Source organism: Pseudoalteromonas aurantia 208 (assembly GCF_014858725.1).
Taxonomy (GTDB): Bacteria; Pseudomonadota; Gammaproteobacteria; order Enterobacterales; family Alteromonadaceae; genus Pseudoalteromonas; species Pseudoalteromonas aurantia.
Window position 1 is genome coordinate 396,356 of the sequence record NZ_AQGV01000013.1, and the last position, 19,857, is coordinate 416,212.

15 protein-coding genes are annotated in these 19,857 nt (G+C 40.9%); 7 read left to right on the forward strand and 8 right to left on the reverse strand.

Annotated features, from left to right (window positions below; genetic code table 11):
* Positions 1-647: 647 nt before the first annotated feature.
* Genes PAUR_RS16975 through PAUR_RS16985 form a run of 3 tightly spaced genes read left to right on the forward strand, consistent with a single transcriptional unit; the run spans position 648 to position 2,415 of the window.
* Positions 648-1,325 carry a class I SAM-dependent methyltransferase gene (locus tag PAUR_RS16975; RefSeq protein ID WP_192508918.1) on the forward strand — a complete coding sequence of 226 codons (678 nt, stop codon included), beginning with the start codon at positions 648-650 and terminating at the stop codon, positions 1,323-1,325.
* Complete coding sequence (yihI, locus tag PAUR_RS16980; protein ID WP_192508919.1) at positions 1,322-1,900, forward strand: Der GTPase-activating protein YihI; 579 nt, start codon at positions 1,322-1,324, stop codon at positions 1,898-1,900. Before PAUR_RS16975 ends, yihI begins: the two co-directional genes overlap by 4 nt.
* Positions 1,900-2,415 (forward strand): DUF2489 domain-containing protein, encoded by a 516-nt coding sequence (locus PAUR_RS16985; protein WP_192508920.1) that lies wholly within the window; start codon positions 1,900-1,902, stop codon positions 2,413-2,415. The genes yihI and PAUR_RS16985 overlap by 1 nt, the downstream gene beginning before the upstream one ends.
* A 77-nt stretch (positions 2,416-2,492) precedes the next feature.
* Here PAUR_RS16985 and polA read toward each other — a convergent pair whose 3' ends face one another.
* Positions 2,493-5,240, reverse strand: coding sequence for a DNA polymerase I (gene polA, locus PAUR_RS16990; RefSeq protein ID WP_192508921.1), 2,748 nt, complete (start codon positions 5,238-5,240; stop codon positions 2,493-2,495).
* A gap of 433 nt (positions 5,241-5,673) precedes the next feature.
* Between polA and elbB the strand changes: the two genes are divergently transcribed.
* The 3 genes from elbB to PAUR_RS17005 all read left to right on the forward strand — a co-directional run bounded on the left by elbB (position 5,674) and on the right by PAUR_RS17005 (position 9,625).
* Entirely contained in the window at positions 5,674-6,324 is a 651-nt protein-coding gene (gene elbB, locus PAUR_RS16995) for an isoprenoid biosynthesis glyoxalase ElbB (RefSeq protein ID WP_192508922.1), read from the forward strand.
* Positions 6,325-6,504: 180 nt separating this feature from the next.
* Positions 6,505-6,894 (forward strand): c-type cytochrome, encoded by a 390-nt coding sequence (locus PAUR_RS17000; protein WP_192508923.1) that lies wholly within the window; start codon positions 6,505-6,507, stop codon positions 6,892-6,894.
* 154 nt (positions 6,895-7,048) lie between these two features.
* Positions 7,049-9,625, forward strand: a complete 2,577-nt coding sequence (locus PAUR_RS17005; RefSeq protein ID WP_192508924.1) for a bifunctional diguanylate cyclase/phosphodiesterase — start codon at positions 7,049-7,051, stop codon at positions 9,623-9,625.
* Here the strand turns inward: PAUR_RS17005 and rep are convergent.
* Positions 9,614-11,629 carry a DNA helicase Rep gene (rep, locus tag PAUR_RS17010; protein WP_192508925.1) on the reverse strand — a complete coding sequence of 672 codons (2,016 nt, stop codon included), beginning with the start codon at positions 11,627-11,629 and terminating at the stop codon, positions 9,614-9,616. The genes PAUR_RS17005 and rep overlap by 12 nt on opposite strands.
* Before the next feature lie 474 nt (positions 11,630-12,103).
* Between rep and ubiK the strand changes: the two genes are divergently transcribed.
* Positions 12,104-12,367 (forward strand): ubiquinone biosynthesis accessory factor UbiK, encoded by a 264-nt coding sequence (ubiK, locus tag PAUR_RS17015; RefSeq protein WP_192508926.1) that lies wholly within the window; start codon positions 12,104-12,106, stop codon positions 12,365-12,367.
* A 1-nt stretch (position 12,368) separates the two neighbouring features.
* Here ubiK and can read toward each other — a convergent pair whose 3' ends face one another.
* From can to PAUR_RS17045, 6 genes are all read right to left on the reverse strand, one after another.
* A complete protein-coding gene (can, locus tag PAUR_RS17020; protein WP_192508927.1) occupies positions 12,369-13,025 on the reverse strand; it encodes a carbonate dehydratase in 657 nt (218 codons plus the stop codon).
* Between the two features lie 12 nt (positions 13,026-13,037).
* The gene (locus PAUR_RS17025; protein ID WP_192508928.1) at positions 13,038-14,216 is read right to left on the reverse strand and encodes a methyltransferase; all 1,179 of its coding nucleotides are present in this window, start codon (positions 14,214-14,216) and stop codon (positions 13,038-13,040) included.
* A 26-nt stretch (positions 14,217-14,242) separates the two neighbouring features.
* A complete protein-coding gene (locus PAUR_RS17030; RefSeq protein WP_192508929.1) occupies positions 14,243-15,337 on the reverse strand; it encodes an ABC transporter substrate-binding protein in 1,095 nt (364 codons plus the stop codon).
* Between the two features lie 64 nt (positions 15,338-15,401).
* Positions 15,402-16,943, reverse strand: coding sequence for a threonine ammonia-lyase, biosynthetic (gene ilvA / locus PAUR_RS17035; protein ID WP_192508930.1), 1,542 nt, complete (start codon positions 16,941-16,943; stop codon positions 15,402-15,404).
* Between the two features lie 2 nt (positions 16,944-16,945).
* Positions 16,946-18,802 (reverse strand): dihydroxy-acid dehydratase, encoded by a 1,857-nt coding sequence (gene ilvD, locus PAUR_RS17040; RefSeq protein WP_192508931.1) that lies wholly within the window; start codon positions 18,800-18,802, stop codon positions 16,946-16,948.
* A 99-nt stretch (positions 18,803-18,901) separates the two neighbouring features.
* Positions 18,902-19,825 (reverse strand): branched-chain amino acid transaminase, encoded by a 924-nt coding sequence (locus tag PAUR_RS17045; RefSeq protein ID WP_192508932.1) that lies wholly within the window; start codon positions 19,823-19,825, stop codon positions 18,902-18,904.
* Positions 19,826-19,857: the final 32 nt, after the last annotated feature.

Genomic DNA, 19,857 nt, shown 5'->3' on the forward strand with positions numbered 1-19,857 from the left:
CGACTAAAGTTGTATAGAAAATTATAAAGTACTGATAAAAAATTATCATACGTAAAAAAAAGGTAGCATCACGCTGCCTTTTTTTATATTCACTGATTGCGATATATCTCAAACCCACTGTAAGACATTGACCATATAACTTTGTGCGCTTTAACTTATTTTAATCTATAAAAAAACATTAAATACATGTAATAAAAGAACTTTAAATTTACTCACTCAACACTCCGTAAGAATTTTGTTATTAATTAGTTGTAACTAATTCAATAAAGCGTAGATTAATTGCTGTCGCCAAGGCAAAACAATAAAAGGGACAAGTCGATAGGGAAGCGTAGGTGACATGTTTGATATCGAATGGGTATCATCATAAAGGAAATAACAATAAAGAGTCAGAGAAGACCGATAATAATAAATGCATGGAAGTTTAATAATAAAAACAATATGGAAAGAAGCACGGAAGTAAAAATAAAAACAAAATGGATGACAACATAATAAAAATAACAAAGACTTAAAAAGTCGAAGGGAGAAGTGTCCGAATTGTGACGCTCAGATTAGCAGGCGGTAGAGAGTGATCTCTACCGTCTTTTTATTTATGCATTGTTTTATTGCTGTTATAATACCCGCCCTAATTTATTTCCTAAGAGTTTCTCGTGCAATCAGTCTCTCATTGCAACCTGTGTGGTTCTGCCGATATTAGCTTCTATCATAGCGATAAGCGCCGTGATTATTGGCAATGCCGACAGTGCGATTTAGTATTTGTTGGCAAACATCAACATCTCACCCCCACGCAAGAAAAGGCTATTTATGACAGTCATGAAAACTCACTTGAAGACTTAGGCTATAAACAATTTTTGTCGCGAGTGAGTGACCCTCTGCTTCTTAGGCTCAAAGTGCCTAGCAGTGGTCTGGACTTTGGCTGTGGCCCAGGCCCTCTGCTCGCTAAAGTGTTGTCAGATGCTGGACATAGCATGGCTATATATGACCTATACTATGCAAACGATATTACGGTACTTCGTGATAAATACGACTTTATTACATGTACAGAGGTTATTGAGCACCTTGCTCATCCCCAAACTGTACTAACGCAATTATTCAGCTTATTAAAGCCTGAGGCACCCCTTGTTATAATGACTAAACTGGTTATTAATGCTGAACGTTTCACTAACTGGCATTATAAAAATGATCAAACACATATTTCATTTTTTAGCCGTAACACATTTGAATATATCGCTTTGCAGTTTAACTGCAAACTCGAATTTATTGGCAATGACGTCATTATCCTTACCAAACCAATAACGCAACACGCGTTGAGTGAAGAACTATCATGACTAGAGAGAAAAAAAATCGAAAAGTAGCGCCTAGTAACGGCACACCACGATTAAGCAAAGATAAACTACGTGAGCTGCGTGCAATTAAAGAGCAGCGCACCAAAAAGCACAAAGGGGCTAAGCCTGGTTCGCGTAATGCCCAAGATGCAAAAATAGACACTCCCGTATCTGGCAACCAACAGAACAAAGATAAGCGCGTAGGAAGTAAAAAGCCGATTGCGTTGATCTCTGAACAAACAGTTCCAGTCGTAGAACCTAAACTGCAGCGTCATTTGTCGCCTCAAGTAGAGCTAAAGAAAGTAAAAGCAACCTTAACCCCAGAACAAGAGCTAAGCCAATTAGAAGATGACGAACGTTTAATGGCTTTATTAGACCGACATGAACGTGGTGAGCTGCTTACTGGTAAAGATGCAAAATATTTTAATCGTGCAATTGCTCGCCATCAAGAGCTATGCGAAATCTTAGGCATTGACGACGAATTCGAAGAGCAAGATGTCATAGCTGATGATCCTATGTCATCGTTCGTCAGTAATGATTTAGCTGATGAGTGGCTAGCTGATGATGAGGACAAGTAATGTCAATAACTTGGGTACTTCTAATCGCCCTTGGAGTAATTATTGTTGCGAGTTTATCATTTTACGCCGGTAAACTGCTTTGGCAATTGAAAGTCCAAAAAGCAAAAATTGCTTCAAAGCAAATAGAGCAGCAAGCCAAGCTACAAAAAGCTCGAGAAAAACGTAACGCAAATCTCGCGGATAGCATTAACCTTATTGCCCGTGCAATGAAAGAGAAACAATGTGAGTATTCCGAAGGCTGTTTGAGGATTTGGGTACTCATCTCTCAGTATAGTTTCGACAAAGAGATTGTATTGTCGGATATATATCCGGGAATATATCAAATGTATGAAGAAGTTAAGGATATGCCGACACACGAGAGTCGAAAAAAATACTCTAAAAAAGACATCTTCAAAATGGATAAACAAAGATGGCGCGCAGAAGAGCGTTTAGAAAGTGCCATTATCATAGATTGTGAAAAGCTTGCGACGGAATTCCAAGCGTTACCAAATAGTGAGAATGTTGTTTTCCAATAAGCGAAACAGGATATAACCTTATAAAAAACCCGATAAGTAACTTAGTTACTATCGGGTTTTTACATAACATGCTTGATTTAATGTGCTTGTTCCCAGTTTTCACCATAATCGGCTTCAACAATAAGTGGAACGTCTAACGATACCGCCTCAGACATCAAGGTGCAGATCACGGCACTAAACTCATCAACCTTATCTGTGGCAACTTCAAACACCAGTTCATCGTGTACTTGCATTAATAATTGAACATCATCTGTTGATTGTGTTTGTAGCCAATTATATACATCTAGCATTGCTTTTTTAATGATGTCTGCTGCAGTACCTTGCATGGGTGCATTTATCGCAGCACGCTCCGCGGCTTTTCGACGTGCTCCATTGCGCGCATTAATATCAGGCAAGTGCAAGCGGCGGCCAAATAGAGTTTCTACATACCCTTTATCTGCGGCTTCCTCACGTGTACGCTCCATATATTCAAGCACACCAGGGAATCGTTCAAAATACTTATCCATATAATGCTGTGCTTCATGGCGTGGAATATCAAGCTGGCGAGCCAAGCCAAATGCACTCATTCCATAAATTAAACCGAAATTCACTGCTTTAGCTTTACGGCGCATATCAGCTGTGACGTCTTCCAACTCAACTGAAAACACTTCTGATGCTGTGGCACTGTGCACATCTTTTCCTTGCTCAAAAGCGCTCAATAATCCCTTGTCTTGTGACAAGTGAGCCATAATTCGTAATTCAATTTGGCTGTAATCGGCTGCTAAAATAACCTTATTAGAGTCGGTAATAAATGCTTGCCTAATACGACGACCAGACTCGGTTCTAATAGGAATATTCTGCAAATTTGGATCACTTGAGCTGAGACGCCCCGTTGCAGTTACCGCTTGGTGATAAGAAGTATGAACACGGCCAGTATCCAGGTTCACCAATTTAGGCAATTTATCTGTATAAGTTGACTTTAACTTCGCTAGCCCTCTATGTTCAATAATTAACTTTGGAAGCGGGTAATCATGTGCTAATTCTTGCAATACTTCTTCAGCCGTCGAAGGTGCCCCTTTGGGAGTTTTCTTAATTATTGGTAACCCTTGCTTTTCAAAGAGAATTGCTTGCAGTTGCTTAGGAGAACTTAAATTGAACTCTTCACCTGCGAGTTCAAAAGCCGATTTTTCAATATCGGTTAATCGCTCTGCAATTTCAACACTCTGGCGTGCCAACATATCACTATTAATACTAACACCTGTGCGCTCAACCTCTGATAGTACCTTTAGCAAAGGTAACTCAATGTCATTAAACACAGATAGCAACGATACGTGTTCTTCCAGTAATGGCCATAAATGTAAGTGTAAGCGTAAAGTAATATCAGCATCTTCCGCAGCATAAGGTGCCGCTTTTTCCAACTCAATTTGGTTAAACGTGAGTTGTGATTTGCCTTTGCCCGCAATCTCTTCAAAACTAATATTTTTGTGGCCTAGATACTTTAATGCCAGAGAATCCATATCATGGCGCGTGCCAACACTATTAAGTACATAAGACTCAAGCATAGTATCAAATGCAATCCCATTTAATACTAAGCCAGCACGTGCTAGCACGCTTTTATCGTATTTGAGATTCTGACCTACTTTTTTGATTGAGTGATCAGCAAGAACTTTCCCCATTTTTTCAAACACGAGAGATTTGTCTAACTGCTCTGGAGCCCCCATATAATCATGCGCAATAGGCAAGTAAGCAGCTTCACCAGGTTCTACCGCAAAACTCATCCCAACTAAATCAGCTTGCATGTAATCTAAACTGGTTGTTTCTGTATCAAAAGCAATTAAATCAGCATTTTCTAACTTTTTTAACCACGTATCTAACTGCGCTTGGGTCAAAATAGTTTCATAGTTTGCTTCTACAGTCGGTACTGTCGGTTCTGATACTGCTTGATTTACTTTTGCCGCTTCATTGCCATCTAATAAATCAGCAAGCCAGCGTTTAAACTCACACTCCGCAAAGAGCTCAATAAGCCTATCTTTATTTGTTTCAGTAACAGCAAACGTATCTAAGTCTTGCTCGACTTCAACGTCTAACTTGATTGTAGCCAACTCATAAGACAACTCTAGTTGAGATTTGTGCTCTTCCAATTTTTTCGCCATTGTCTTCGAACCGCGAAAACCTAAGCCGGCAATCTTGTCTAAATTAGCGTATAAGTTGTCAATGGCCCCTAAGCCCTGCAACATGGCTAATGCCGTTTTTTCTCCAACACCAGGGACCCCAGGAATATTATCTACTTTATCTCCCATGAGCGCCAAATAATCGATAATGAGTTCAGGTGCAACACCAAACTTATCAACCACACCTTGAGGATCTAAGATCGTATCCGTCATGGTATTAATTAACGTGACATGTTTATCAACAAGTTGAGCCATATCTTTATCGCCAGTGCTAATTAGCACTGCACGCTCTTGCTCTGATGCAATCTTCGCAAATGTACCAATAACATCGTCAGCTTCAACACCACTAATACAAACGAGCGGCAAACCCATTGCCTTAATAATTTCGTGAATAGGCTCTATTTGTGTGCGTAAGTCATCGGGCATTGGTGGACGATTCGCTTTATATTCGCTGTACATTTCATTTCTAAATGTCGGCCCTTTCGCATCGAATACCACCACCATATGGCTTGGTTTGTATTGTTTCAATAAACTCTTAAGCATATTGATAACACCGTAAATAGCACCTGTGGCCTCCCCTTTTGAATTTGTTAAATGTGGAGGCGAATGATACGCACGGAAAAGATAAGAAGAACCATCAACCAAGATCAAAGGATTTTCTGGGATCTGAGACATAATAAGGGGGATCCTAAATGAGCTTCAATAAAAACATCGTAAGCATGCCATACGACTAACCATAAGACGAGGAGTATTACACAGGTAAATGTACTCTAATTAGGGGAACAATCTGTGGATAAGTTTGTAGATAAACACAGAAAATCGCAGCTGACATAAAGATAAATGCCCTCGGAATCTTTTAAATATCTGATATCAATAAAAAAATCTATGTTATTTTTTAATATATTAAAATTAAGAAATGTGGAAAAACATTTTTACGCTGCAAAAATATTAGAACACTCCGTTCAAAAATCAAGCTACTATTTTCGAGCGGGAGGGTATACTACCATAAACGATCTAAGATCACAGAAGATCCTTTATAATATTTTTGCTAGTCGCTACACTACTCCAAGTATATAGCCTTTAATACTTGACTAAACGAGAACATTTCATGAAAAAAATTGCGATCATCTTAAGTGGTTGTGGCGTCTTCGATGGTGCTGAAATCCACGAAACTGTACTGACAATGCTACATATAGAACAACTAGGCGCCCAGTATGAATGTTTTGCACCTAATTTAAACCAGCACCACGTCATCAATCACCTTAATGGGGAAACGCAACAGGACTCACGTAACATCCTAATTGAAGCAGCGCGCATAGCACGTGGTAATATTCATGATCTCGCGACATTAAATACCTCACACTTTGATGCGCTCGTAGTACCTGGAGGTTTTGGTGTTGCTAAAAATCTCAGTGACTTTGCTTTTTCGGGCGCGAACTCTACAATATTAGATATTTTTAAAGCAGCCTGCCAAGAGTTTAGTCAACAAAATAAGCCCATTGCCTATTTATGTATCGCCCCAGCACTAATTGGTCATATTCATCCACAAGGGACGCTCACAACCATCGGTAACGATCCTGACACAGCACTCGCAGCAGAGCAACTTGGAGCCAAGCACGTTGACTGTGCAGCCAACGATATTGTTATTGACCTACAACAAAAAGTCATATGCACACCCGCTTACATGTTGGCTAATTCAATCTCCGAAGCCTCAGAGGGAATTGTAAAAGCCATAACGCAACTTATTGATATGGCATAACGCATTGCGTAAATTCAATAGCATGAATCATCTGCTTCTTTGCGACAACGCAAGAAAATAACCTTTTTGTGATGATATAAGTAAGTTTACGTTTTATAAATGAGTGGGTGGCGTTATAATTGCTAAAAATTCCGTCATCTATCGTGATTGATCACGTCACAACCGAAGTGGGCAAGACAAATGAAAAAACTTTCAGCGGCTCTTTTATTGCTATCTACAGCGGCAATAGCGCAACCTTACGACAATGCTTTGACTGAAGAGGCAATTAAAAAACGTTTAGCACCTGTAGGCTCTGTTTATTTAGCTGGTGCGGCGCCTGCTGAAGTAATCTCTAGCGGCCCTCGCTCTGGTGAGCAAGTATATCAAGCATCATGCTTTGCTTGTCATGGCACTGGTGCACTAGGTGCGCCTAAAACGCCAGACGACTGGACTACCCGTTTAGCCAAAGGTCGTGAGGTATTAATTGATCATGCAATTAATGGCTTCAATGCTATGCCACCACGCGGGACTTGCATGGATTGCTCTGATGATGAAATTACAGCAGCGATCGACTTTATGACAGCAAAGTAACGCCCATTTGCCGAAGAACGTCAGATCTTCGGCAAAACTCTGAATAAGCGACCCCCTTTCGTATTTATCATAAAGATTGGCTTGACCCCTGTTGATAAAAATGAAAATATACGATTAATAATTGTTCAAATAATAATAATTTTGGGTTAAATCATTGGAAGATCCCGCAGCTCTACTGCGCAAGACCATTCGAAGAAATAAAAAACTCGAGGTCCTGTTAAAAAAACACAAACAAAACAACCACTTACAGCACGCTCTTATTTTATTATCTGAGCAAGCAAGTACGGTTGCAGAGCTGACATTGTTGTACCCCGCAATTCATGACATTTTAGTCCAACACCTTCCCTGTAAAAGTTTTTATGTTGTTTTACAAAATCAGTTTTCCCAAGAGCTTGAATTATCTTATTTCGTAGATGAAAAAGATGGCATCGCAGTCCCTCTCCATGAAGCACATCATTTTTCTGATGGGATCACAGGCCATGTTTTCCGTACAGGAAAAACCCTCTACCTGACGCAGTCTCAAATGACAGAGCAAGCTCGTGATGGGGTATTCAGAGCACTAGGCAGTCCAGCAGAACATTGGGTTGGTGTGCCAATTTATCGTGACAAGACAATTATCGGCGTCATGGTCTCGCAAAGTTATCAAAAAGACCAGCACTACACCGAACAACAAATTGAACTACTTGAAGTTATGTCTCTTTATTTAGCAACCGCTATTGAACGAGTGAAAAAGCGAGAGCTATTAGAGTCCGAAGTAAAAATTCGTACGCGTGCTTTAATGCAAAGTAATGACGCATTAAATAAAGAAATCGAGCAAAGAAAACGCGCTTTAGAACGCCAACAGATCCTCTTTAAAATATCTGAGCTTGCAACACAGTTTAATGATATAGACGACGTATATCAGCAAGTTCATGACATTATTCGTTCTATTACCTTTGCTGATAACTTATTCATCGCCCTTTATGACAAAAATACCGGATGGTTAAGCTTCCCATATTGTGTTGACGAAGTATCACATTACAAACCTCGACCATTTGCAAAAGGCTACAGTGAACTGGTAATAAGTACCGAGCAAAGCCAACTAATTGATATTGAAAGAGCCAAAACCTTAATTGATAGTAGTATTGTGGTTAGAACTCGTCATTATCACCAGCAAAGACTCGCTACCAGTTGGATGGGAGCCCCATTAAAAACAGCACATGGCGTGATTGGTTTAATTGCTTGTCAGGCATATGATCATAAGTATGAATTTAACCACGATGATATTGAACTTATTTCATTTGTTTCCAATCAAATTGCATCCGTACTACAAACTCATTTGGCTAATCAAGCGCTCAAAGCAAGTCACTTGCAATTAGAGCACCGTGTTGCAGAAAAAACCAAAGCCTTACAGCAAAGTAATTTACATTTACAAATGCAAATTGATGAGCGAAAAAAAATAGAACAACAGCTATACCACGACGCGCACCACGATGCATTAACCAGCTTACCCAATCGCAGTTTATTCTTAACACAACTAGAAAAAACCTTGCAAAAGTTCCAGCGTCACCCTGAGCATAATTTCGCTGTATTATTTATCGATCTTGATAAATTTAAATTGATCAATGACGAACTTGGTCACCAAGCCGGTGATCAGTTTTTGATTTGGGTCGCACAAGCATTTTTAGAGTGCATTCGAGAACACGACTTATTGGCAAGGTTAGCGGGTGATGAATTTGTTATTTTATTAGATCACTTAAGTGATCGCCAGCAAGCGGAAGACGTTGCAAAGCGTATCATTAAGGTTATGCAACAACCTTTCTGTATGAAAGGTGTATGTATGCAGAGTGGGGCAAGCATTGGTATTACATACAGTAATAAACATTACCAAAATACTGACGAAATTATTCGCGATGCTGACGCCGCTATGTACTATGCTAAAAATGCAGGTCGTGGTCGGTATGAATTTTATCATCCATTATTAACCGCTGCGACTGGCAACCATAAAACGGCAGAGTATCACCATTTGAGTGCATTACCGAGCCATTTTAGAGGGACTGATATAATTGACTTAAGTCTCTCAAATAATGATATTTCTATGCTTGAAGCTTTTGGTGAACACCCTGTATTAGGCAGTACCAGTTTTGATATATTAAAAAAGTTTGCAGCGGAAAAAGCAGAGCATGTGGATATTGAACTATTGCTGCTTACTCAAGCATTAGAGCTTGCTCGTGATACCAAACAAGATGTACTTTTTGCGTGCTCTACTATTTTATTGGATCAACAAGTCTTTGCTCAGCTATGCCAACGACTGGCACAACATACCCATTCTTTATGCCTCATATTTGATGAAACTGAAATTCGTTATGCCTCCAATCAGCAACAAGACAACCTCTGCGAGTTAACTCATTTAGGTTACATCATCGGGATCAATGATTTTGCCAAAGATCGGTGTGATCTCACTTTATTGAGCCAAATCAATTTCACCTATGTTTTACTTAGCTCGACCTTTAGTAAAAGGGTTCTCCAGCAAACCAGTTATGAAGCACAATTAAAGGGGATCCTTGCCGTGACACAATTGCAAAATATGCAGGTAATTGCAAAAGGACCCGCCATACTAAACTTCAGAAGTTTACTTGAAAGTCATGGTTTAACTCGCTTTTTTGGTAAGCAACATCATATTGAAAAAGCCGCTATTGATGTGCGACAAACACCACCAATACCGACTGAATCAGAGACACTAACGTTTTAGCATCGCACGTAAATTAGCAACCCTAGCTTGACCTTGTTCCATCCGCTCGTTTTGCGAAGCCACGGTTTTTTTCTTACCTTCATAGTGTAAATCATCTTGTGGCAGCTCGAGTACGAAGCGACTTAATTCCGGTGTTGAAACATCCCCAAATTGCCGACGATTCTTTGCATAAGTGAGCGTTAATGTTTCTTGCGCACGCGTGATCCCCACGTAGGCCAAACGTCTTTCTTCTTCAACATTTTCTTCATCGATACTGGTCTGATGCGGTAGAAACCCTTCTTCCATACCCACCATAAACACATGGGGGTATTCGAGACCCTTTGATGCGTGTAAAGTTAATAACTGCACAGCATCACTGTCATCTTCTTCTTCATTACGTTCCAACATATCTCGTAATGTCAATTTGCTCACAACTTCAGGTAAAGTCATAGGTGGATTATCAGCATCCCCTGTCAGCATGTCAGTGATCCATTTATAGAGTTCAGAGACATTTTTCATACGCATCTCGGCGGCTTTGGCACTCGGTGAAGACTCATACAAATAGGCTTCATAGTTGATCTCACGTACCATGTCTTTAACCGCCTCTAAGGTATCACCACGGACAGCCCTATCTGACAATTCCACAACCCAACGCGCAAACCCCATTAATGCATTGTATCCGCGTCCCGCCAAGCGATGTGTAAGCTCTTGTTCAAAACACGCTGCAAAGAGTCCAATATGGCGTTCATTCGCTAGACTGCCTAATTTCTCTAAGGTCACCGGCCCTATTTCTCTGCGTGGTGTATTGACCACACGTAAAAATGCATTATCGTCATCCTGATTAACCAATAACCTAAGATACGCCATAATATCTTTTATCTCACTACGTGAGAAAAATGACATACCACCACTTATTTTATAAGGGATCCTGTTACTCATCAGTGATTTTTCAAACACCCGCGCTTGATGATTTCCACGATACAATATTGCATAGTCACGATAACTTGTTCGCTTCATAAACTTATGAGAAATAATTTCAGCAACAACCCTTTCTGCTTCATGCTCCTCATCTCTGGTCGCAATCACACGAATGGGTTCTCCCATATCAAGTTCGCTGAATAATTTTTTATCAAACTCATGGGGGTTATTCGCAATCAAAATATTTGCTGCTTTTAAAACACGTTTCACACTACGGTAATTTTGCTCAAGCTTGATCAATCGTAATCCAGGATAGTCTTTCGATAACAACACTAGATTTTGGGGTTTAGCACCTCGCCATGAATAAATAGATTGATCATCATCGCCTACCACAGTAAACCGAGCTCGTTCACCTACTAACAACTTTACTAATTGATATTGACTAGTATTGGTATCTTGATATTCATCAACCAGTAAGTAGCGAAAACGACTCTGCCATCGCTCTCTTACCGTCGAGTTTTGCCCCAATAATAATGTTGGGATCATGATTAAATCATCGAAATCTAGCGCATTATAGGCACGTAATTGAATTTGATATCGCGCATATAGCTGAGCAAAGAGCGCTTTTTGCGGTTCCCGGGCTTCTTGTATTGCCCGTTGCGGTAAGATGAGTTCGTTCTTCCAATTACCAATCTGCATTTTAAGCAAATTCAATAAATCTTTATCTTTTTCTAACTCTTTCTCTGTTAGCTCACTCAATAGTTGGTTAGTGTCTTGATCATCCAATAATGAGAAGCCCGGCTTATAGCCTAACGTTTTAAGCTCTTTTTTTATCACTTCTAAGCCAAGTGTGTGGAACGTAGAGACCCATAATCCTTTTGATTCTTTTTTACCCAATGTTTGCAGTACCCGCTCACGCATTTCCTTAGCGGCTTTATTCGTAAATGTCACAGCGGCTATATTTTTTGCCTGATACTCACACTCTTGTACTAAATAGGCTATTTTATTCGTAATAACACGTGTTTTCCCAGAGCCTGCCCCCGCCAAGACCAAGCATGGTCCACTAATATACTTTACTGCTTCATCTTGTTTTGGGTTCAGTTTCATTACTGTGCTTATTTAAATACGATTAATAGTCATATTTTAACGTAAAGCGTCTCATGCGCCTAGCCACCAATTAATTCACGAAGGTGATGAAATGAGCTATGTGCCCTTTCTATAATTAACCTCAGGTTTGGATAAGGGTTTTGGAATAGAAAATGTTTTGAAAACAAATTTACGTACAATCCAATGATGATATTTTGCTCAATATCAAGGCGCTTTTATGCAGTAATAGCGGGCTATTACAAATGAAAGCAACGCCGAGAGTGCAAAAAATAGCTTTATTGGGCAAATTCGCTTAGCCTGAGCTGAGGTTAATTAAACCAATCAACAAAAGAGCCGCTTACTTAACGAGGCAAGCGATCTTATTCTTGGTGTTTCTTTTCTTTATCGTAAAGTACACCCAACACTTCTCTTTGCTATGTTGTTTTACGAACATTTGCTAATATGCGTACAAGCAACTTTTTATAGGCCAAAAAGATGATCAATCCAGCAAAAATTGAAGAAATTGCCAAACAAATATCGAGTAACATGCCTCAAGGCGTTAAAAATCTGGCAGATACGTTCGAGTCAAAAACGAAGCAAGCTATCCAAAATAAACTTGCTGAGATGGACTTTGTCAGTAGAGAGGAGTTTGATATTCAAAGTAAAGTACTCATCAGAACACGTGAAAAGCTCGCCGAATTAGAAGCTAAAGTCGCTGAAATAGAAGCACAACTAGACAGCGACAAACACGCAGAATAAATTAATTTGCGTAACGTTCCTTTACTTGTGTAACAGCCAGAGCATATTGGCTATTTATTTGCTCTGGTTGCCCAGCTCTGGCATTTAATTCATGCAATAATCCATCTGCTAGTCCATACACCCAACCATGAATCGTTAAACTTTGCCCTCTGCGCCAAGCATCTTGAACAATGTTGGTTTGACAAACATTACGAACTTGATCAATAACATTAAGCTCGCATAATGCGTCACACTGCTTATCTTGCGCAATATTATCAATAATATGTTGATGCTTTTCTTTTATATCTGAGACATGACGCAGCCAGTTATCAATAAGTCCAAAACGCGCTTCATCCAATACCGCTTGTACACCGCCACAGCCATAATGGCCGACTACCATAATGTGTTTTACTTTTAGTACTTCAACCGCATACTGCATGACCGACAAGCAATTGTGATCAGTATGTACCACCACATTTGCAACGTTACGGTGCACAAAGAGCTCACCTGGCATTAAATCAACAATTTCATTCGCCGGTACTCGAGAATCGGAACACCCGATCCATAGATATTCAGGTTCTTGTTGACCAAGTAGCTTTTTGAAAAAATCAGGATCTCGCGCTTGTTCGCGCTCTGCCCATTGTTGGTTATTATCTAATAAGTGTTCGAGCGTACACATCGCAGGAGTCCTCTATTTTCGGGTCGCGTGTATTAATATGTTCCTTGGTGTGAGCTGCTTTTCACAAAACTCACTAAGAGTGACATCATACCCAGCTGATTGTAAATATAAACCCCTATCGAGGACCAACCAGATCTCCAATGCCCGTCGAAAAACATGTCGTACCAGTTCAATTCTATCTGTTATACGTTTTCGTTTTTGGCCTTGAAGTAAATATTCATCATAATTAACTTCGGCTGGTAAGTTAATATTTTTTTGCATTGCAGCCCATTGGCAAAAATCGGAAAATTCCCCAGAGAATATGCTTTTATTTACCGAGGGAACACTTATATATACCTCTGAATCAGTACATTCTCGGCGTAATGCATCAAACCCCAAACGCCACGTCACTTCTTTACGTCTAACGACGGCTATCCGATCTGGTGCAGTGACCGTTTCTTGTAATGCTAATTTCATATCACTGTGGCTTAAAGTTAATTTACTGTGTTTTACTTCCTCACTCATTGGTTGATATGTTGGCTCAGTAAATAAATGGTAACAACACGGTGATAAGCTAATTTTTTGACAGTGCCCAGCTGCTGCACGACGTATGAAGGTCTGATGCAGTGCACCACATGCATGTAATGCTATTGCATGCTGCTGCGCTTTAAAATACGGCACCGTATTGTCGGTTAAGACATTTGCGCAGCTAAAGGTGACATTAAGTGCTTGTTGCTTGGCACTGTGAATACCTTGTTCACATAGCCCAGCTTGTAACTCAATAGCATGTACTTCGGGTGCACCTAAATGTGCCATGAGTCTTCCCAAGTGCCCTTTGCCCGCGCACCACTCCAATACAGGTAATTGCTGCTCAGGCACATGGCTCACGAAATCTTGTAACTGAATTAATTTACGACCTTTTATCCCATTGCTTAGCCAAAAAGGCACGCTTTCTCGGGGCCTTTCTGTGTACGGTAATGCTGTTAATGAAGCAAGCTCACTCAGGTGTGGAATATACTCAGAAAACACATCATATAAACGATTTTGATCAGCATCTAATACCGCCACTTCACTATCATCCAAGCTTAATAAAAAATGATTTAGCTCATCTGTAAATGGTAGTGTTAAATAATCAAATGCGACACGTTGCCAGTAATCTCGTGTGTTGGATAAGCACGTATCGAGTTGTTGAAATTGATTAAGCAAAGACATGAATACATACATTTCAAAATAAAACGCTATTCTAGCGTGTTTTTATCACGATAGGATAATTGTTGTATGCGATATTTTCGTTTATGAAATAACATCAAATAACCGTACATGGGTATTGATAGTAAGGTTAAGACACAAGCTAGCACTAACATCCAAGACCATGATGAGTCGGTAGTATCATGCTTATGTTGATATAAAAAAGTGGATTTAATCTTCCGCCATTGAGACAAGTCTAAGTTGTATAATTGTGCGATCCATTGCCAACGTGTTTCAGACATGCTGCCAATAGCGCCTCCAGAATGAGTAATATAAGTCGTAAGCTCATCCGCTTCAAAGCTCAGCTGCTCTTTGGTTTTATGCCGCGCATACTTCTCATGGATCACCTCTATGCTGTGCTGCATATTCAGTAATGCATAGCGCCACCCTTTTAAACTCGCCTGCTTAAACTTCTCAACCGTCTCGGGCTTATGGGCCAGCATATTTTCACTGGTAAAAAGAATATCGCCATACACATTCAGCCCATATTGCTTAGGACAAATTTGTCGTGTCTTAACGCCTTCCTGCAGCATTTTATACGGCTCGTTCGTAACGTAAACCTGAATTGCATCAAACATTCCCCGCTTGAAATCCTCTAATGGATTTAATCCTGCGTATAATGGCAAATCTGAAATGTTAATACCAACACGCTCGAGCATGACAGTAAGCTCTGCACTTTCCTCTTTTCCTAGGTGACTGACCTTTTTCCCTAAGAAGTCTTCCGGTTTATATATATTACTACTCTCTTTTACCATCCAGCAGTAAGGTGATGACTGAAATATAGCAGCTAACGCAACCAATGGTTTACCATCTATTTTGGCCTTTAACACGCCTGAATGAGTAACGCCAAACTGAGCCTGACCTGAAAGCACTTTAAAATGTGTATCTGGGTTACTAGGGTTGGCTGGTAAAATGGTCACTTTCAACCCCGCCTCTTTATAAAACCCCTGCTCCGCTGCCATATAATACCCAGCAAACTGAAATTGATGTGTCCACTTCAGCTGCAGAACAACAGGCTCAAGTCCGTTAGCACCTGATGTCCAAAAAAAAATAATAAACGACAAAGTAAACCAAACTTTCGCCATACATCTTTTACTCTTCCCAATAAACTCGAAGTTTAACTATAGAAAAGCAAAGCTTTTTTGCAAATTACCCGACCTTACGTGCTTCTTCCACCGAAGCTTGAAGATATTGGCTAAAACACGGGTTATTAGTCTCATCTTGATACAGGTAGCCAAGTTGAGAGAGGTGTTTATCAAACTGCTCATATGCATTCGGTGCAATATCAAAAGCAGCCAATACATTCCCCTCCGCGGCACCATGGTTTCTATAATGAAACAAGGTGATATTCCAGTTCGCTCCCAATGTATCTAAAAAACGAGCCAGTGCACCAGGGTACTCAGGAAATTCGAAACGCAATAAACGCTCTTGCAATAACACAGGCGGCTTGCCACCAACCATGTAACGTATATGCAGCTTAGCAAGTTCATTATCTGACAAATCTTCTAATGCATAACCTTTCTTTTCAAGCCGCCCTTTAAGGTCGTCTAATTCAATTTGTCCACCGCGTAATCCAACACCAACAAAAATTTGCGCTTCTCCTTCACCGGCATATCGATAGTTAAACTCAGTGATTGCACGACCCTCTAGATCATGACAAAACTGTTTGAAGCTGCCTTTTTCTTCTGCAATAGTCACCCCAAATAACGCTTCATTTTTAGCGCCTAATGCGGTTCTTTCTGCAATATATCGTAATCTGTCAAAATTCAAATTCGCGCCTGATAAAACCGCTGCTAAGGTTAGCCCTGCACGATTACTTTGCTCGCTCCATTTTTTTATGCCGGCGACGGACAATGCACCCGAAGGCTCAGCTATTGCGCGTGTGGCAATAAAGATATCTTGTACCGCGGCACAAATCTCATCAGCACTCACAGTGATAACTTCATCACAAAACTGTTGTGCCAATCGAAATGTTTCGGTGCCGATCAGTTTCACCGCCACACCATCGGCAAAACTCCCCACCTCCGATAAAGTCACTGGTTTACCTGCCTCCAAAGCAGCTTTTAAGCATGCGCTTTCCTGCGCTTCAACTCCAATGACTTTAATATCAGGGCGTAACGACTTGATGTATACCGCCATACCTGCCAACAGGCCTCCGCCGCCAACCGGAATAAATACCGCATCTAATTCATTTAATTGCTGCATTAACTCTCGCGCAACAGTGCCTTGTCCTACAATCACATCTTTATCATCAAAAGGGGGAACAAATACCGCTTGTTCTTGTTCTGTTAGCATGTGCGCATGCGTTTGAGCTTCATCAAAATTATGACCATGTAACACCACTTTCGCACCTAAATTACGTACTGCATTGACCTTAATCTCAGGAGTCGTCACTGGCATCACAATACACGCTTGATGTCCAAGGTGTGCGGCACTTAATGCAACACCTTGGGCATGATTCCCAGCAGATGCTGTAACCACCTGACTACCTAGAGGTAATTGCTGTAATTTGTGATATGCACCACGTAATTTAAAAGAGTAAACCGGTTGTTGGTCTTCACGCTTGAGCCAGATTTTTTGCCCCAAACGTTCTGAGAGTGCACTCATTTCACTTAATTCAGTCACCTTGACTAGTGGAGACATATCAGCTTGAATAATAGCGCGAAAATAATCTAGCTCTTGTGAAACCATCGTTAACTTAACTCCTCTAACTTCGCTAAATCACGTACAGCGCCTTTGTCTGCACTTGTTGCTAACAACGCATAGGCTTTTAATGCAGGACTCACAACTCGTTGACGATCCAATGGTTTATAGGCATCTTTTCCTCGTGCCAATTGCTTATCTCGTCGAGCCTGCATTTGCGTTTCGTCAAGTAACAAATGAATACCTCGATTATGGATATCAATATGGATCAAATCACCATTTTCAACCAGAGCTAACGCGCCGCCACTGGCCGCTTCAGGGGAAGCATGGCCAATAGATAAACCAGACGTGCCACCTGAAAAGCGACCATCAGTTAATAATGCACAGTCTCTATCTAAACCCATTGATTTTAAATAGCTTGTCGGATACAACATTTCTTGCATCCCAGGCCCCCCCTTAGGTCCTTCATAACGAATGACTATCACATCCCCTTTTTTAATCTCACCAGCCAAAATGCTATCAACCGCATCGTCTTGAGATTCAAATACAACGGCTGGACCTGTAAAATCAAGCATCTCGTCAACAACACCTGCACTTTTTACAATACAGCCATCAGGTGTTAAATTACCAGAAAGTACCGCTAAACCACCATCGAGTCGAAACGCATGTTCAATGCTACGAATACAACCATTTACACGGTCAGTGTCTAACGTATCCCAGCGATATGCTTGACTCATCCCCTTCGTGGTTCGAATACCGGCAGGGCCTGCTCGAAAAAATAGTTGTGCTTTTTCATTGTTACTATCCATTGCATCCCACCGCGTGATCACATCACCTAAAGTGCCACCCGCAACATGTCCTACCGTTAAATCTAAACGATCACCTTTGGCTAATTCATTTAACATACCCATCATGCCACCAGCACGGTGTACATCTTCAATATGATATTCTTGAGTTGCCGGCGCAACTTTACATAAAAATGGCGTTTTGCGAGAGAGCTCATCGATATGGCTCATATCAAAATCAACCCCACCTTCTTGCGCCGCTGCCAATAAATGTAATACCGTATTCGATGACCCTCCCATTGCTATATCTAAGGTCATCGCATTCATAAAGGCCGCTCTATTCGCGATGTTTCGAGGTAATACGGCTTCATTATCTTTTTGATAATAATCATTGCACAGAGCAACTATACGTTTACCTGCCGCTTCATATAATTGTTGACGATCTTTATGTGTCGCTAACGTTGTACCATTGCCCGGCAATGCCAGTCCAAGCGCTTCTAGTAAACAATTCATTGAATTTGCCGTAAACATGCCCGAACATGATCCACATGTTGGACACGCTGAGCGTTCAACTTGCTCTGAGTCTTCATCACTCACGGTTGGATCTGCGCCTTTAACCATGGCATCAACCAAATCCAATTTGATATCAATATCGGCCAAGCGGGTTTTTCCAGCTTCCATTGGGCCACCCGACACAAAAATCACAGGTATATTCAAACGCAGTGCAGCCAACAGCATTCCTGGTGTAATTTTGTCGCAATTTGAAATACACACCATGGCATCAGCACAGTGTGCATTCACCATATATTCTACTGAGTCAGCAATTAAATCGCGCGAAGGTAAAGAATACAGCATGCCACCATGGCCCATTGCGATACCATCATCAATTGCTATGGTATTAAACTCGCGAGGGACGCCCCCAGCATCACGGATGGTATCCGCCATCAATTCGCTGAGCTGATTGAGATGAACATGGCCCGGAACAAATTGCGTGTAAGAATTTACGACAGCAACAATTGGCTTCTCAAAATCACTGTCTGTCATGCCTGTTGCACGCCAAAGCGCCCTTGCGCCTGCGCGTTTTCTGCCTTCGGTGGTGGTTTTACTTCTTAACTTGGCCATGTTTAACCCTTTAATGTTGTGCGCCGTTACTATATGTACAACGACGACGTTTCCTCATTCCCAATGCAGCCACATTACTGTGGCTGAGCGCTATTCTCACTATTGATTGACGTACTCTAACCAACCATTTGTGTCGTCACTTTGTCCTTTTACTAAATCGAAATACGCTTTTTGCAGCTCTTCAGTAATTGGACCGCGTTTCCCATTACCAACCTGGATCTGGTCAACGCTGCGAACTGGCACAACTTCAGCAGCTGTGCCCGTCATAAAGAACTCATCAGCTAAATACAATGCTTCACGTGCTATAGACTCTTCACGTACTTCATAGCCCCTAGCTCGGGCTAGTTCCATGAGTGTGTCTCGCGTTAAGCCTGGTAAAATACACGCCGTTGTTGGTGGTGTGTAAAGTATCCCTTTTTTAATAACAAATAGATTCTCACCCGCGCCTTCACTTAAACAACCATTGACATCGAGGGCAATACCTTCAACATAGCCATTGCGCTTGGCTTCACCTGAAATCAATTGTGAAGACAAATAATTACCACCAGCCTTTGCCGCTGTCGGCATAGTATTTGGTGCTAAACGATTCCAAGATGAAATACACACATCAACGCCATCAGCTAAACTGTCATCACCTAAATATGCGCCCCACTGCATCGCTGCAACAGTGACATCAGCTAAATGCGATTTCGGATTTAACCCTAAACCAACATTCCCTAAAAAAGCAAAAGGTCGGATATAAGCATCTTTAAAACCATTCTCGCGTACTGCATCTTTACACGCCTGAATGATCTGCTCAGCAGTAAATGGAATTTCCATACGATAAATTTTTGCTGAATCATATAACCGTTGAATATGATCCGTTAAACGAAAAATCGCCGGGCCATTCGGCGTATCATAGGCACGTATTCCCTCAAACACCGAGCTACCATAATGTAATGCATGGCTAAGTACGTGAGTTGTTGCTTGCTCGTAAGGGATCATTTCGCCGTTATGCCAAATCAATTCCGAAGTTTTAGTCATTTGTAATACCTTGTTCTTTTCTTAATAATTAA

Coding starts and splice junctions, on each gene's coding strand:
- ilvA (WP_192508930.1), bottom strand. CDS start 16,943: ATGGTTTCACAAGAGCTAGATTATTTTCGCGCTATTATTCAAGCTGAT.
- PAUR_RS17000 (WP_192508923.1), top strand. CDS start 6,505: ATGAAAAAACTTTCAGCGGCTCTTTTATTGCTATCTACAGCGGCAATA.
- PAUR_RS17045 (WP_192508932.1), bottom strand. CDS start 19,825: ATGACTAAAACTTCGGAATTGATTTGGCATAACGGCGAAATGATCCCT.
- polA (WP_192508921.1), bottom strand. CDS start 5,240: ATGTCTCAGATCCCAGAAAATCCTTTGATCTTGGTTGATGGTTCTTCT.
- ilvD (WP_192508931.1), bottom strand. CDS start 18,802: ATGGCCAAGTTAAGAAGTAAAACCACCACCGAAGGCAGAAAACGCGCA.
- PAUR_RS16985 (WP_192508920.1), top strand. CDS start 1,900: ATGTCAATAACTTGGGTACTTCTAATCGCCCTTGGAGTAATTATTGTT.
- yihI (WP_192508919.1), top strand. CDS start 1,322: ATGACTAGAGAGAAAAAAAATCGAAAAGTAGCGCCTAGTAACGGCACA.
- ubiK (WP_192508926.1), top strand. CDS start 12,104: ATGATCAATCCAGCAAAAATTGAAGAAATTGCCAAACAAATATCGAGT.
- elbB (WP_192508922.1), top strand. CDS start 5,674: ATGAAAAAAATTGCGATCATCTTAAGTGGTTGTGGCGTCTTCGATGGT.
- PAUR_RS17030 (WP_192508929.1), bottom strand. CDS start 15,337: ATGGCGAAAGTTTGGTTTACTTTGTCGTTTATTATTTTTTTTTGGACA.
- can (WP_192508927.1), bottom strand. CDS start 13,025: ATGTGTACGCTCGAACACTTATTAGATAATAACCAACAATGGGCAGAG.
- PAUR_RS17025 (WP_192508928.1), bottom strand. CDS start 14,216: ATGTCTTTGCTTAATCAATTTCAACAACTCGATACGTGCTTATCCAAC.
- rep (WP_192508925.1), bottom strand. CDS start 11,629: ATGAAACTGAACCCAAAACAAGATGAAGCAGTAAAGTATATTAGTGGA.